Raw genomic sequence first — 12,036 nt, forward strand, 5'->3', positions numbered from 1 at the left:
TCCTCCGGCCGGTGGTCCCTGAGGCTGTTGCCATGCTGTGGACGGGTGCCTCATCGGCACCCATGCGCCCGCCCCCGTACCGCGTCGGAGGGCCTCCGCCCCTGCGGGCGGTGACGGTGCCACCACTGTTGTGTGCCCGGCCCGTGCTGTACCCGGGGGGCTTCGCCCCTGTCGTGGGGAGCCGACGGGGACGGCTCGCCGTGGCCGTGGGCCGGTGCCGCGCCGGAGGGGCCCTGGAGACGACGGCGCCACCATTGTTGTGGGCAAGCGTCCCGCTCGGCGAGGGGGCACCTCCCAGCGGTAGCTGGGGGAGAGTGGGCACAACCCACCCACCGGCCCGCAGCACACGAACGAAACCCCAGGGGGCAATCGGCTAGGCGCACCCCTGCACAGGGGGTGTTGCGCGGGACGGTTGGCCCGTGCGGTGGGGACCGTAGGTCCCGCGCTGGGGTGGGCGTGCCGCCGCACGCCAAGGAGCCGACCCCAGCCCACCCGGAGTGGCAGCGGGCCACCGGCGGGACGGGGACGCGGTGGGGTGTCCCCGCAGGACGAGCAAGTCACCGGCGGAGAGACAAGGACGAGACCTTCACGCCGAGGAGACACCCCGGCGCGGCACCGGACACCGTAGAACACGTACCCCACACGGCCACCGTCGGGCACCACGAATCACGCGGCGCCAGCCGCGAACAACCGGGACCACACGCCGCGCCGAAGCCACACAGCCGCACCCGGCAACGGCGCCCAGCCCAGCGCAGCACCCCGCACCACGTGCTGCGGCACAAAAATCAGCGCGGGACCCTACAGTGCGCACCACACAGGGCAACCGTCCCGCGCAACACCCCCGTGAAGCGGGAACCCCTCGTTTCATTCCGCCCCCCGCGAAGGGGACCGCACGAACCGCAGCGAGCGCTGGAAGACGTCCTCCACCTGTGCGTCGCTCGCCCCGTACCACCCGTGATCGGCGCCGGGCACATAGCGCAGCTCGACGGGCACGCCCGACTCCCGCAGCCGCGCTGCCAGTTCCTCGCTGTGCGAGCGGGACACCATGGTGTCCCGCTCCCCGTGGACGAGAAGGAACGGCGGCGCACCGGTGCGTACGTGGGCCACCGGGCTGGCCGCGCGGGCCGCCTCGGGCACGTCGGCCGGGGCCGCGCCCAGGAGCAGGGCCTCCGGGGACGCGTCGGAGTGCGGGTCGAAGCCGCCGCGCGGGGTCGTCAGATCGCTCGGCCCGTACCAGACGACCGCACCGACGGGGGCCGGGTCCGTGACGGTGAGGGCGAGCAGCGAGGCGAGATGGCCGCCCGCCGACTCGCCCCACACGACCGTACGCGCCGTGTCGAGGCCGAGTTCGCCGGAGCGGAGGCCGAGCCAGCGCAGCGCGGCACGCAGGTCGTCCAGCGGCGCGGGGAACGTGGCCTCGCCGCTGAGCCGGTAGTCGGCGCTGGCCACGGCGACACCGGACGCCGCGAGGCGGGCGAAGGGCCCGGGGTTCCACTCGCGCATCCGGAAGCCGATGTCCTCGCGCCGCCCGCGCCGCCAGGCGCCCCCGTGCACGCACAGCACCACGGGTACGGGCCCTTCGGCGGCGGCCGGCGGCAGCCACAGGTCGAGTTCGAGGGGACGGCCGCCCTCGGGGACGGCGTAGGGCACGCCCCGCAGCAGCTTCACACCGGAAGCGCACGGCGTGGCGGGCGGCAGGGGTGCGACGTCCGGGTGCGGCGTGCCGATCAGGCCCAGCAGCTCGGGCGAGGGCCCTGACGCGGGCTCGGGTGCGGACGGGGACAGGGGCAGGGACGCCCCAGCTCCGGCCCCGGCCCCGCTCACCGGGTCCGCCACTCGTGGCCGGGAAGGAATCGCACGTCGTACTCCTGGGGAACGGTGCCGAACTTCTCCGGGGAGGGTACGACGGGTTCGCGCGGCAACCCGCGCCCCTCGGCGGGCGCGCCCAGCGTCTCGAAGAACCGCTCGAAGGTGCCGCCGGGCCCCGCCGCGACCCCGATGACCTGGCTGTGGTGCCGCTCCATGCGGTAGGCGTGCGGGCAGTTCTTCGGGACGAAGCCGAAGTCGCCCGACGTCAGCAGCTTCTCCTGCTGCGTCCCCTCCGTGTCCTCCACGAAGAGCCGGACGGCGCCGTTCGCGATGTAGAAGACCTCGTAGGTGTCGGGGTGCACATGGGCCGGGATGAGGTCGCCCTTGGGGCCCTCGCAGGTGAAGAAGTTGAAGAGGTTCTCGGTCTGCTCGCCGCCCGCGTAGATGGTGATCAGGTCGCCGAACAGATGGGCGCGGTCACCCTCGCCCTTCTCGATGAAGTAGGGCTTGCCTGGCTCGGCGGGAATGGCCGAGGAGCGGCGGTAGCGGGTGGCGTACTCGATCGTCATGTTCTCTCCCAGGGAACGGGTTCTATGTCAGGGTACCTGACATAGAACGCCGCTCGTCAACACCGCGCCGCTACGCTCGTCGCACACCCCCTGCCGACCGCCCGCATGTGAGGACCGCATGACCGCCACACGCCGTGACCTGCCCCAGTTGCTCGGGGACGCCCGGCGCTGGTTCGAGGAGGCGCTGCTGTCGGCGCTCGCCGCGGCGGGGGAGACCCCCGTCACGCCCACCCAGGCGCGGCTGTTCGCCGTGCTCGACGAGCGGGGCACCACGGTCTCCGAGCTGGCCCGCCGGATGGGCGTCACCCGGCAGACCGCGCACCAGGCCGTGCACGAACTGGTCGCGGGAGGGCTGCTGGAGCAGCTTCCCGACCCGGACTCGGGCCGCCGTCGCCTCATCCGTCGCACCGAGGCGGGCGAGCGCGTGCACCACAGGGCCGGACGCGTCCTCGCCGATCTGGAGCGGGAGCTGGCCGACCGTATCGGCGCTTCGACGGTCGCCGCGCTGCGCGCCGCGCTGGAGACCCCCTGGGGGCAGCCGCCGGGGCCGGAAGCGGACTGACCGGCCGGTTCCGGCGCTCTCGTCGCGCCCCGTCGCGGGTGTGCAACCTTCGCTGTTCCCCGTGTGTCCACAGGGGTGTACGTGGTCTGACGGCAGGCTGACAACAGAAGGAAGCGGCGATGACGCACATAAGACGCCCGGATGTCCGCAGCGCCCCCGCTGCCCGACGTGACCGCGGAGCGCGCGGCGCCCGTGCCGCGGCGCCACTGGCCGCGGCGCTGCTGGTGACGGGCGGCCTGACCGCCTGGTCGCTCGCCCCGCAGGAGGCGCACGCGGCGGAGAGGGCGGGGACAAAGGCGGAGGCGAAGGCGGCGGCCTTTGACATCAACGGCGACAACTTCGCCGACCTCGTCACCGGCGCCCCCGGCGGCACGGTCTCCGGCCAGGCCCAGGCGGGGTATGTAGCGGTGACGTACGGCGGTGAGGACGGCATCGATCCCGACCGCCGTACGGTCGTCAGCCGCTCCACGAGCGGAGTGCCGGGATCCGCCGTCGCCAAACAGGGCTTCGGTGCGACGTTCAGCAAGGGCGATCTCGACGGGAACGGCTTCGGCGACGTCGTCATCGGCTCCCAGGACGAGGGCGCGAGCAGCGTCATCCTGTGGGGTTCGGCGTCGGGCCTGACCGGCGGCACGGCGATCGCCGGCTTCGGACAGGCCCCGCAGACGGGCGACTTCGACGGCGACGGCAAGACCGACCTCGCCCTCTTCGGCGACCCCGGCAGCTACGGCGACGACCCCCCGGCCCAGCCCGCGAACCTGTGGAAGGGGCCCGTCTCGCGTGCGGGGGTACCGGCCGCGAAGGTGGACTTCCTGGACGAGTCCGAGTGGAACGGCTACGACGATGACGCGCCGGGCGCCGAGTGCGCCACCAACGACTCGTGCATCGACGGGCCCGACTCGGTCAGCGGCCCCACCGTCGGCCAGGCGACGGGCGACGTCAACGGCGACGGCCGCGACGACATCGTCACCCACCGGTACGAGGGCGACGGGGTGTGGGGCAACGGCGTACTGCTCGGCGGCGCCAAGGGCTTCACGAAGTCCTCCGTGCCCGGCTACGGCGGCGCGATCGGCGTGGGCGACGTGGACGGCGACGGCTACGACGACGTGGTGGTCGGCGACAACGAAGCGACGAGCAAGGTCACCATCTCCTTCGGCTCGGCCTCCGGGCCCTCCACCACCCGCACACAGTCCTTCGACCAGTCCCTGCCGGGCTTCTACGGCGCGCAGGAGGACGGCGACCGCGTCGGCTCCTGCGTCGCGGTGGCCGACGTGACAGGGGACGGCCGCGCTGAGGTCGCGCTCGGCATCAGCGGCGAGGACTTCGGCGGGCTGACGGACGCGGGCGGGTTCGCGCTGCTGCACGGCACCGAGTCGGGCGTCACCGGCACCGGGAGCCAGGTCATGCACCAGGACACCGAGGGCGTGCCCGGTGTCGCCGAGGACGACGACGCGTTCGGCGCGGCCTGCGAACTCCTCGACATCAACGGCGACGGCCACCGCGATCTGACCGTCTCCTCGACGGCGGAGAACGCGTCGGCGGGCGCGGTGTGGGCGCTGCGCGGCACCGCCGAAGGGCTGACGACGAAGTCGGCCGCGGCGCTCGACCCCGACGACGTCGGCGGCGCCGTCACCAAGGCGCTCTTCGGCAGCTTCCTGCGCTGACCGTCGCAGGGGAGTCCGAGGGGGGCTTGACGGGGGAGTTGAAGGGGGCCCGGCGATGTGCCGGGCCCCCGGGCTCCCGGACCCCCTGGCCTCAGCGGCCCACGCGGATGCGGTGCACCTGGTCCTCGCCCCCGGGCCCCGCACCGGACTTGTCGACCACGTAGGCGGCGCCGCCCTCGTCCGTCTGGACGTGGTTGGGGTTGGCGCCGGTGGCCAGCGTCTCGACGACGGCGCCCGCGCGCGGGTCCACGACGGTGACGTCGCCCGCCGTGCGGTTGGCGACCAGGACGCGGCCCGAGCGCGCGTCGGTGGCCACGGACAGCGCGCCAGCGCCGGTCGGCACGGTCCTGCTGACGGCGCCCTTGCGGAGGTCGATGACCGAGACGGTGCCGCCGGTCTGGTCGGCGGTGTAGGCGGTGCGGCCGTCCCGCGAGAGGGAGACGGAGATGGGTCCGTCACCCGCCGGTATGAGCCGGGGTGTCGTGCTGCGGCGGCCGATCCCGATGAGCTGGTCGCCGTTCAGGTCGGTGGCGTAGACGGTGCCGGTCCGCTCGTCCACCGTCAGACCCGCCGGGCTCGAACCCTCCACCGTGACGCGCTTCTTCTCCTTGTACGTGCGCGTGTCGAACGCGACGACGCTGCCGTCGCTGAAGCCGCTCGCCCACGCCGTGTCGTGCCGCTCGTCCACGACGACCTCGCGGGCGTGCGCCACGCCCGGCAGGGTGGCCAGATGCTCGCCGGAGCGCTGGCTGTAGACGGCCACGGAGTCGTCGCGGGTGTTCGTGGTCCACACGGTGTTGTGCTCGTCGTCCACCGCGACCCCGTAGACGGCTTCGACGGCGCCGGTGGCCGGGTCCGTGACGGGCGGGGTGACCGTGTCCTTCACCTTCAGCGTCTCCGGGTCCACCTTCAGCAGGCTGGAGGAGGCGACCGGCGGTCTGCCGACGGAGGCGGTGGCCCACAGCACGTCGTTCCGCTCGGAGTACGCGGACTGGTAGAGGCCCTTCACGAGGGCCCCTGAGGTGACGGACGACCCGGCGGAGTGGCCGGTGTGCGCGGCCGTTTTCGCGTTCGCGGTGCCGGTGAGGGCCAGGCAACTGCCCGCGGTCAGCGCGGTGGCGAGGGCGAGGGTGCGAAGGGCGCGGCGAGTGGGTGAGGACGAGGACATGCGGCGTCGGTCTCCTTCACGGAAGTGCCTCTGGAGGAGAGGCGTTCGAGAGAGATGTTAGCTTAGCCTTACCTAAGTTGACCTTCCCGCTGTCCCACTCGCCCCGCCGCCCTCCCCGCCCCACCTCCCTCCCGTCGGGCGTCAGGAAGCGGCCCTGAAACCGCGCAGCCGGAGGCTGTTGCCGACGACGAAGACCGACGAGAAGGCCATCGCCGCACCCGCGATCATCGGGTTGAGCAGCCCGGCCGCGGCGAGTGGCAGCGCCGCGACGTTGTAGGCGAAGGCCCAGAAGAGGTTGGACCTGATGGTGCCGAGCGTCCTCCTGGCGAGCCGTACGGCATCGGCCGCCGCGCGCAGATCGCCCCGCACGAGGGTCAGATCGGACGCCTCGATCGCGGCGTCCGTGCCCGTGCCCATCGCCAGGCCCAGATCGGCCTGGGCGAGCGCGGCGGCGTCGTTGACCCCGTCCCCGACCATCGCCACCGAACGGCCCTCGCCCTGGAGCCGCTTGACGACGTCGAGCTTGTCCTGCGGCATGACCTCGGCGATCACCTCGTCCGCACCGATGCCGACCTCGCGGGCTACCGCCTCGGCAGCCGCCCTGTGGTCGCCGGTCAGCAGCACGGGGGCCAGCCCCAGCGCGCGCAGCCGCCTCACCGCCTCCGCGCTGGTCGGCTTCACCGCGTCCGCGACGACGAGGACGGCGCGTGCCTCCCCGTCCCAGGCCACCACGACGGCCGTACGCCCGGCGGCCTCCGCCTCGGCCTTGGCGCGCGCCAGGGGCGCGGGCAGTTCCATGGCCCACTCGGCGAGCAGCTTCTCCCGGCCGACGAGGACCGCGTGCCCCTCGACGATCCCCTGGACGCCCAGTCCGGGCACGTTGGCGAAGTCCTCCGGCACGGGCAGCGCGCCGACCCTGGCGGCGGCACCCGTGGCGACGGCCCGCGCGACGGGGTGCTCGGAGGAGTGCTCCAACGCGCCCGCGAGACGCAGCACCCCCTCCTCGTCCTCGCCCTCGGCGGTGTGCACGGCGAGCAGGGCCATCTTTCCCGTGGTGACGGTGCCGGTCTTGTCCAGGACGACGGTGTCCACGCGCCGCGTCGACTCCAGCACCTCCGGACCCTTGATCAGGATGCCGAGCTGCGCCCCGCGCCCCGTGCCCACCATCAGGGCCGTGGGCGTGGCCAGGCCGAGGGCGCAGGGGCAGGCGATGATCAGCACGGCGACGGCCGCGGTGAACGCGGCGGTCAGGCCCGCGCCGTTGCCCAGCCAGAAGGCGAGCGTGGCGAGGGCGAGTGCGATCACGACGGGCACGAAGACCGCCGAGATCCGGTCCGCGAGGCGCTGCGCCGCCGCCTTCCCGTTCTGCGCCTCCTCCACCAGCCTGGCCATCCGGGCCAGTTGGGTGTCGGCGCCGACGCGGGTGGCCTCGACGACCAGGCGCCCCCCGGCGTTCACGGTGGCACCCGTCACGGCGCTGCCCACGGTGGCCTCCACGGGCACGGACTCGCCCGTCAGCATGGAGACGTCCACGGCGGAGGCGCCCTCGACCACGGTGCCGTCGGTGGCGATCTTCTCGCCGGGGCGGACGAGGAAGCGGTCGCCGACCTGGAGCGCGGAGGTGGGGATCAGCTCCTCCCGGCTGCCGGTCCGTTCGTCGGTCCGTCCGTCGGGCTGTCCGTCGGGCTGTCCGTCGCGCAGGACGGTGACCTCCCTGGCGCCCAGCTCCAACAGCGCCTTCAGCGCGGCACCCGCCTTGCGCTTGGAGCGGGCCTCGAAGTAGCGGCCCGCGAGGATGAAGGCGGTGACGCCCGCGGCGGCCTCCAGATAGATGTTCCCGGCGCCGTCGCCGCGGGCGATGGTCAGCTCGAAGGGGTGCGTCATGCCGGGCTCGCCCGCCGTGCCGAGGAACAGGGCCCACAGCGACCACAGGAACGCGGCCGACGTGCCGAGCGAGATCAGCGTGTCCATGGTGGCCGCGCCGTGCCGTGCGTTGGTGAAGGCGGCCCGGTGGAAGGGCCAGGCCGCGTAGGTGACCACGGGCGCGGCGAGGGCCAGGGAGAGCCACTGCCAGTAGGTGAACTGGAGGGCCGGGACCATGGCCATCGCGATCACGGGGACGGCCAGGACGACGGCGGTGAGCAGGCGCTGACGCAGGGGGCGGAGGGCGTCGTCCTCGGCGTCGTGCGTCGGGGGCGTCGCGTGTGCCGGGTCCTGCTGACCCGCCCGGTCCGCCCGGCCCGGCGGGGGCTCCGGGGTCGGCTCCCGCGCGGTGTAGCCGGTGGCCTCGACGGTGGCGATCAGGTCCCGTACGGCGATGTCCGGGCCGAAGGTGACCCTGGCCTTCTCCGTCGCGTAGTTGACGGTGGCCTCGACGCCGTCCATGCGGTTGAGCTTCTTCTCGATACGCGCCGCACACGAGGCGCAGGTCATGCCCCCGATGGCGAGTTCGACCCGGGCGTCTTGGGTGCCTTGGGTGGCTTGGGCGTCCTGCGCGGCGGGGCCGGTCGTGGTGGTGGTCATCTCTGCTCCTGAGACGATGGCGACGGTATACCCCTAGGGGGTATCTCCATGTGATCCATGTATACCCCCGCCCCGTATGAATGGCAAGCCGTTCCCGGCGCTTGACAAGGTACCCCTGGGGGGTATCTTGAGCTGACGGAACCACCCCACTGTCCGCGTCCTCGCGTCAGGAGACCGCCATGCACAACGGACTGAAGATCACCGCATTCGCCGCCGCGCTCACCGCGACGTTCGGCGCCGCCTGGGGCGTCGGCGCGGCCGTCGATCCCGTCGTCGCGCGGGAGCGGCCCGCCGCGCACGGCGACGGGCACGAGAAGGAGCACGAGAAGGAAAAGGAGGGGCAGACGGGGGAGGCGAGGGCGCACCAGGGCTTGCCCGGCGGCCTCCAGATCTCCGACGCCGGCTACACGCTCGACCTCCACACCCCGCGCGTCACGGCGGGCAAGCGCACCGAGCTGCGCTTCTCCGTGCTCGACGAGAAGGGGGAGAAGGTCACCGCGTACGAGCGGGAACACGGCAAGGAGCTGCACTTCATCGTCGCCTCGCGCGATCTCACCGGCTACCGCCACCTCCACCCCGAGCGGGCCGCCGACGGGACATGGAGCGTCACCACCGAGCTGCCCGAGGCGGGCGGCTACCGCGCGTTCGCCGACTTCAAGCCCGCCGGGTCCGGGGACGGGTCCGGTGAGAAGGGCGGTGAGAGCGGCGAGGGCGTCACCCTCGGCGCCGACCTCGCCGCCACCGGCACCTACGCACCGGAGGCGCTGCCCAAGGCCACCACCACAGCCCGCGTCGACGGCTACGAGGTCGCGCTCTCCGGATCACTGCGCCCGGGAGCGGCGCGCGAGCTGAAGCTGACCGTCACCAAGGACGGCAGGCCGGTCACCGATCTCCAGCCCTACCTCGGCGCGTACGGCCACCTCGTGGCCCTGCGCGCGGGGGACCTCGCCTATCTGCACGTTCACCCGAACGGTGAACCCGGCGACGGCACCACGAAGCCAGGACCCGGCGTCACCTTCACCGCGACGGCCCCCAGCCCCGGCGCGTACCGCCTCTTCCTCGACTTCCGGCACGAGGGGAAGGTGCGCACCGCCGCCTTCACCGTCCACGCGGGCGGCGCGGGCGCACAGCCCGAAGACGCCGAAGACACCGACGACGTCGGGGCCACCGAGGGTACCGACGGGCATCAGCACTGACGGCGTGGCCGCACGCCCTTCGCCCCCGGCGCGGTGGATACCCCGATGCTCCGTAGGGCCGCGAAAGCCTTCGGCGTCACCTACGAGCAGATCGCCCAGGACTATCCCGTCGGCCGCGTCCTCGCACCCGAGGAGATGGCCCGGGTGATGATGTGGCTCGGCTCCACCGAGGCGGCGCCGCTGATCGGGACGGACGTCGATGTCTCCGGTGGTTATCTGACCGGCTGACCGGGGCTCACGGGCTGCCGACGACCCGGGGGGCAGAATATCTGATACGGGCGCGGCAGAAATTTCCGAGTGCGTGCCGAGGTTTATTTTCCGTGCCGACGCCGCTGAGATCGAATCCGTTGACAGGGGGCGTTGCCGTGTTAGCGTTGATCGCAGTTGCAGTTGTGGTTCCCAAAGACTTCAGGTGCTCTTGCGGAGAGTTTTCTCCGCGGGGTGCCTGCGTATTTCGGTATTTCCGGACGGGTAATCATCGCGGCAGCTCCGGCGCTGGCACAGTGCGAGTTCCGGGTACCGCCCCGAAGGAGATGTATTTTGGCTACTGGCACCGTTAAGTGGTTCAACGCGGAAAAGGGCTTCGGCTTCATCGAGCAGGAGGGCGGCGGCGCTGACGTCTTCGCTCACTACTCGAACATCAACGCCACCGGCTTCCGTGAGCTGCTCGAAGGCCAGAAGGTAAGCTTCGACGTCACCCAGGGCCAGAAGGGCCCGCAGGCGGAGAACATCGTTCCCGCCTGAAGCTGACGCTCTCAACGAGCTGTGGCCCGCACCCCAGGGTGCGGGCCACAGCTCGTTGGTTTTCCGGGCCCCAGATGCGTCATGGGGCCGAATTCCTGCTTTCAGCGGTTCGTATGCGCGGGGGCGGGCGCCGGGAAAGCGGCGGTGCGGCTCGACGGCTAACCGTTCTGACGGGAGCGGATGTCGGCGTTGATGCGCTGAGCCTCTTCGAGCTGGTCCTCCAGCACGATGATGCGGCAGGCGGCGTCCAGGGGAGTACCGTCGTCGATGAGTTCCCGCGCGCGGGCGGCGATACGGAGCTGGTAGCGGGAGTAGCGGCGGTGACCGCCCTCGGACCGCAGCGGACTGATCAGCTTCGCCTTGTCCAGGCTCCGCAGGAACCCGGGAGTCGTCCCCAGCATCTCGGCCGCCCTGCCCATGCTGTAGGCGGGGTAATCCTCATCGTCGAACTTGCTGTCGATGCTCTGTGCTTCTGGGTCCATCGCACCTTCCATGGTTCCTCACGGGCCGAGGGCCCCGGCGCGCACGCGCCGAGGCCCTGGGATCGGTTTCATATGCCTGCTTCACGCATTCCCGGCAGTTCGTCGTCTGCCGGGCCGTCGAGATGCTCTCTCATCGGGTGATGGGCAAGATGCTAGCTAGGGCAAGGCGGAATGTCTACCTTGGCCACGGCAGATTTTCTACGGGGCCGGACGGCGGTTGAGCGCCGGTCCCCACCCGTCGCGTGGCGGTACGGGCGGAGCCGTCGAGAGGCGACGGATCAGAGCAATGTGATGGCCGCGAAGAGGATGAATCCCACCAGGATGACGATGATCAGGGCGAGGCCGGTGGGGTTGCGGGGGTTGAGCTTGTAACCGGGGTACTTGCCGCGCCGCTCGTAGCGGAACAGCGGCTCCTCAGAGTCAGGCACCTTTCGAGGCTACCGCGCCGAGCCGCCCTCGCACGGGAGCACGGCGCGGGACCGCGTGTGCGATCATGCCCGGCGAGTGCTCAGCCGGTGCTGAATCCGGAGGTGAGCGGGGGGGCGCGGGGGAACGGGGGAGAGGTCGCGATGCTGGAGTTGCTGCCCAGGGGGACGGTCGCGTGACGCAGAAGGACGCGGTGGAGGGCGGGGCTGTTGAGCGGATTCCGCCGGGTGCGAAGCCCTCGGATGTGATCTTCGGGTCGCCGGGTGATGTGGATGATCTGGTCGTCAAGCTGCGCGCGTATGCGGGGGCGTTCAGGGACGGGTTGGCGAAGCTGGACGATTTGTCGTTGTTGGACTGGACGGGTGCGGGTTCGGAGGGGTTCAAGGACGCGACGAGGGCGTTGCCGCGGGAGTTGGAGGCGGCGCGGAAGTATTTCTCCGCGGCGGCGGGTGCGTTGGATGCGTATGCGGAGAAGTTGCGGTCGGTGCAGGGGCGGGTGAAGCCGCTGGTGGAGGACGCGGATGCGGCGCGGGCGGCGTCGAAGCGGTACTGGCGGGAGGTGGATGCGTACAACGCGGCGGTGGAGCGGAAGGACGACCCGCTGCCGGAGCGTCCGCCGGAGGATGATCCGGGGATCGCGGCGCTGAACGCGTGTTACCGGCGGCTGGATCGGCTGGAGGAGGAGCTGGAGGGGGTCGTCTCCTCCTCGAAGCGGACGTTGGCGCGGGCGGCGGAGAAGGCGCCGGACAAGCCCGAGGGCTGGGAGGCGTGGAAGCAGGGCGGCAAGGACTTCCTCGGTGGTGCGGCGGACACCGGGTGGGGGTTGTTCAAGCAGTTCGAGTTCCTGGTCGAGGACGGCGTGGATGGTGCGTCCATGCAGTTGGCGGGGATGG

12 protein-coding genes are annotated in these 12,036 nt (G+C 71.9%); 6 read left to right on the forward strand and 6 right to left on the reverse strand.

The window, feature by feature from the left end; genetic code table 11:
- Positions 1-864: 864 nt before the first annotated feature.
- On the reverse strand, positions 865-1,824 hold the full coding sequence (locus ACYVOO_RS31560; RefSeq protein ID WP_461019136.1) for an alpha/beta hydrolase fold domain-containing protein: 960 nt from the start codon (positions 1,822-1,824) through the stop codon (positions 865-867).
- Positions 1,821-2,378, reverse strand: a complete 558-nt coding sequence (locus ACYVOO_RS31565) for a quercetin 2,3-dioxygenase (protein WP_461019137.1) — start codon at positions 2,376-2,378, stop codon at positions 1,821-1,823. The genes ACYVOO_RS31560 and ACYVOO_RS31565 overlap by 4 nt, the downstream gene beginning before the upstream one ends.
- A 118-nt stretch (positions 2,379-2,496) precedes the next feature.
- On the opposite strand from ACYVOO_RS31565, the gene ACYVOO_RS31570 reads away from it, so the two are divergent.
- Both ACYVOO_RS31570 and ACYVOO_RS31575 read left to right on the forward strand, forming a co-directional pair.
- Positions 2,497-2,940 (forward strand): MarR family winged helix-turn-helix transcriptional regulator, encoded by a 444-nt coding sequence (locus tag ACYVOO_RS31570; RefSeq protein WP_461019138.1) that lies wholly within the window; start codon positions 2,497-2,499, stop codon positions 2,938-2,940.
- 119 nt (positions 2,941-3,059) lie between these two features.
- Positions 3,060-4,604: a hypothetical protein gene (locus ACYVOO_RS31575; RefSeq protein ID WP_461019139.1), complete on the forward strand. Its 1,545-nt coding sequence runs from the start codon at positions 3,060-3,062 to the stop codon at positions 4,602-4,604.
- 91 nt (positions 4,605-4,695) lie between these two features.
- Here the strand turns inward: ACYVOO_RS31575 and ACYVOO_RS31580 are convergent, their stop codons facing one another.
- Positions 4,696-5,772, reverse strand: coding sequence for a YncE family protein (locus tag ACYVOO_RS31580; protein WP_461019140.1), 1,077 nt, complete (start codon positions 5,770-5,772; stop codon positions 4,696-4,698).
- 141 nt (positions 5,773-5,913) lie between these two features.
- Positions 5,914-8,295 (reverse strand): heavy metal translocating P-type ATPase, encoded by a 2,382-nt coding sequence (locus tag ACYVOO_RS31585; protein WP_461019141.1) that lies wholly within the window; start codon positions 8,293-8,295, stop codon positions 5,914-5,916.
- A 179-nt stretch (positions 8,296-8,474) separates the two neighbouring features.
- Here ACYVOO_RS31585 and ACYVOO_RS31590 point away from each other — a divergent pair, with 179 nt between their 5' ends.
- From ACYVOO_RS31590 to ACYVOO_RS31600, 3 genes are all read left to right on the forward strand, one after another.
- Positions 8,475-9,491, forward strand: coding sequence for a hypothetical protein (locus tag ACYVOO_RS31590; protein WP_461019142.1), 1,017 nt, complete (start codon positions 8,475-8,477; stop codon positions 9,489-9,491).
- A 33-nt stretch (positions 9,492-9,524) separates the two neighbouring features.
- Positions 9,525-9,719, forward strand: coding sequence for an SDR family oxidoreductase (locus ACYVOO_RS31595; RefSeq protein WP_461019143.1), 195 nt, complete (start codon positions 9,525-9,527; stop codon positions 9,717-9,719).
- A gap of 312 nt (positions 9,720-10,031) precedes the next feature.
- Positions 10,032-10,235, forward strand: a complete 204-nt coding sequence (locus ACYVOO_RS31600) for a cold-shock protein (RefSeq protein WP_031058283.1) — start codon at positions 10,032-10,034, stop codon at positions 10,233-10,235.
- A gap of 158 nt (positions 10,236-10,393) precedes the next feature.
- Here the strand turns inward: ACYVOO_RS31600 and ACYVOO_RS31605 are convergent, their stop codons facing one another.
- Both ACYVOO_RS31605 and ACYVOO_RS31610 read right to left on the reverse strand, forming a co-directional pair.
- Positions 10,394-10,717 carry a MerR family transcriptional regulator gene (locus tag ACYVOO_RS31605; RefSeq protein ID WP_461019144.1) on the reverse strand — a complete coding sequence of 108 codons (324 nt, stop codon included), beginning with the start codon at positions 10,715-10,717 and terminating at the stop codon, positions 10,394-10,396.
- A gap of 278 nt (positions 10,718-10,995) precedes the next feature.
- On the reverse strand, positions 10,996-11,145 hold the full coding sequence (locus ACYVOO_RS31610; protein WP_461019145.1) for a hypothetical protein: 150 nt from the start codon (positions 11,143-11,145) through the stop codon (positions 10,996-10,998).
- A 173-nt stretch (positions 11,146-11,318) separates the two neighbouring features.
- Between ACYVOO_RS31610 and ACYVOO_RS31615 the strand changes: the two genes are divergently transcribed.
- A partial coding sequence (locus tag ACYVOO_RS31615) for a putative T7SS-secreted protein (RefSeq protein WP_461019146.1) occupies positions 11,319-12,036 on the forward strand: 718 nt, incomplete at its 3' end.

Source organism: Streptomyces daliensis (assembly GCF_054782395.1).

Coding starts and splice junctions, on each gene's coding strand:
- ACYVOO_RS31580 (WP_461019140.1), bottom strand. CDS start 5,772: ATGTCCTCGTCCTCACCCACTCGCCGCGCCCTTCGCACCCTCGCCCTC.
- ACYVOO_RS31565 (WP_461019137.1), bottom strand. CDS start 2,378: ATGACGATCGAGTACGCCACCCGCTACCGCCGCTCCTCGGCCATTCCC.
- ACYVOO_RS31605 (WP_461019144.1), bottom strand. CDS start 10,717: ATGGACCCAGAAGCACAGAGCATCGACAGCAAGTTCGACGATGAGGAT.
- ACYVOO_RS31590 (WP_461019142.1), top strand. CDS start 8,475: ATGCACAACGGACTGAAGATCACCGCATTCGCCGCCGCGCTCACCGCG.
- ACYVOO_RS31585 (WP_461019141.1), bottom strand. CDS start 8,295: ATGACCACCACCACGACCGGCCCCGCCGCGCAGGACGCCCAAGCCACC.
- ACYVOO_RS31570 (WP_461019138.1), top strand. CDS start 2,497: ATGACCGCCACACGCCGTGACCTGCCCCAGTTGCTCGGGGACGCCCGG.
- ACYVOO_RS31575 (WP_461019139.1), top strand. CDS start 3,060: ATGACGCACATAAGACGCCCGGATGTCCGCAGCGCCCCCGCTGCCCGA.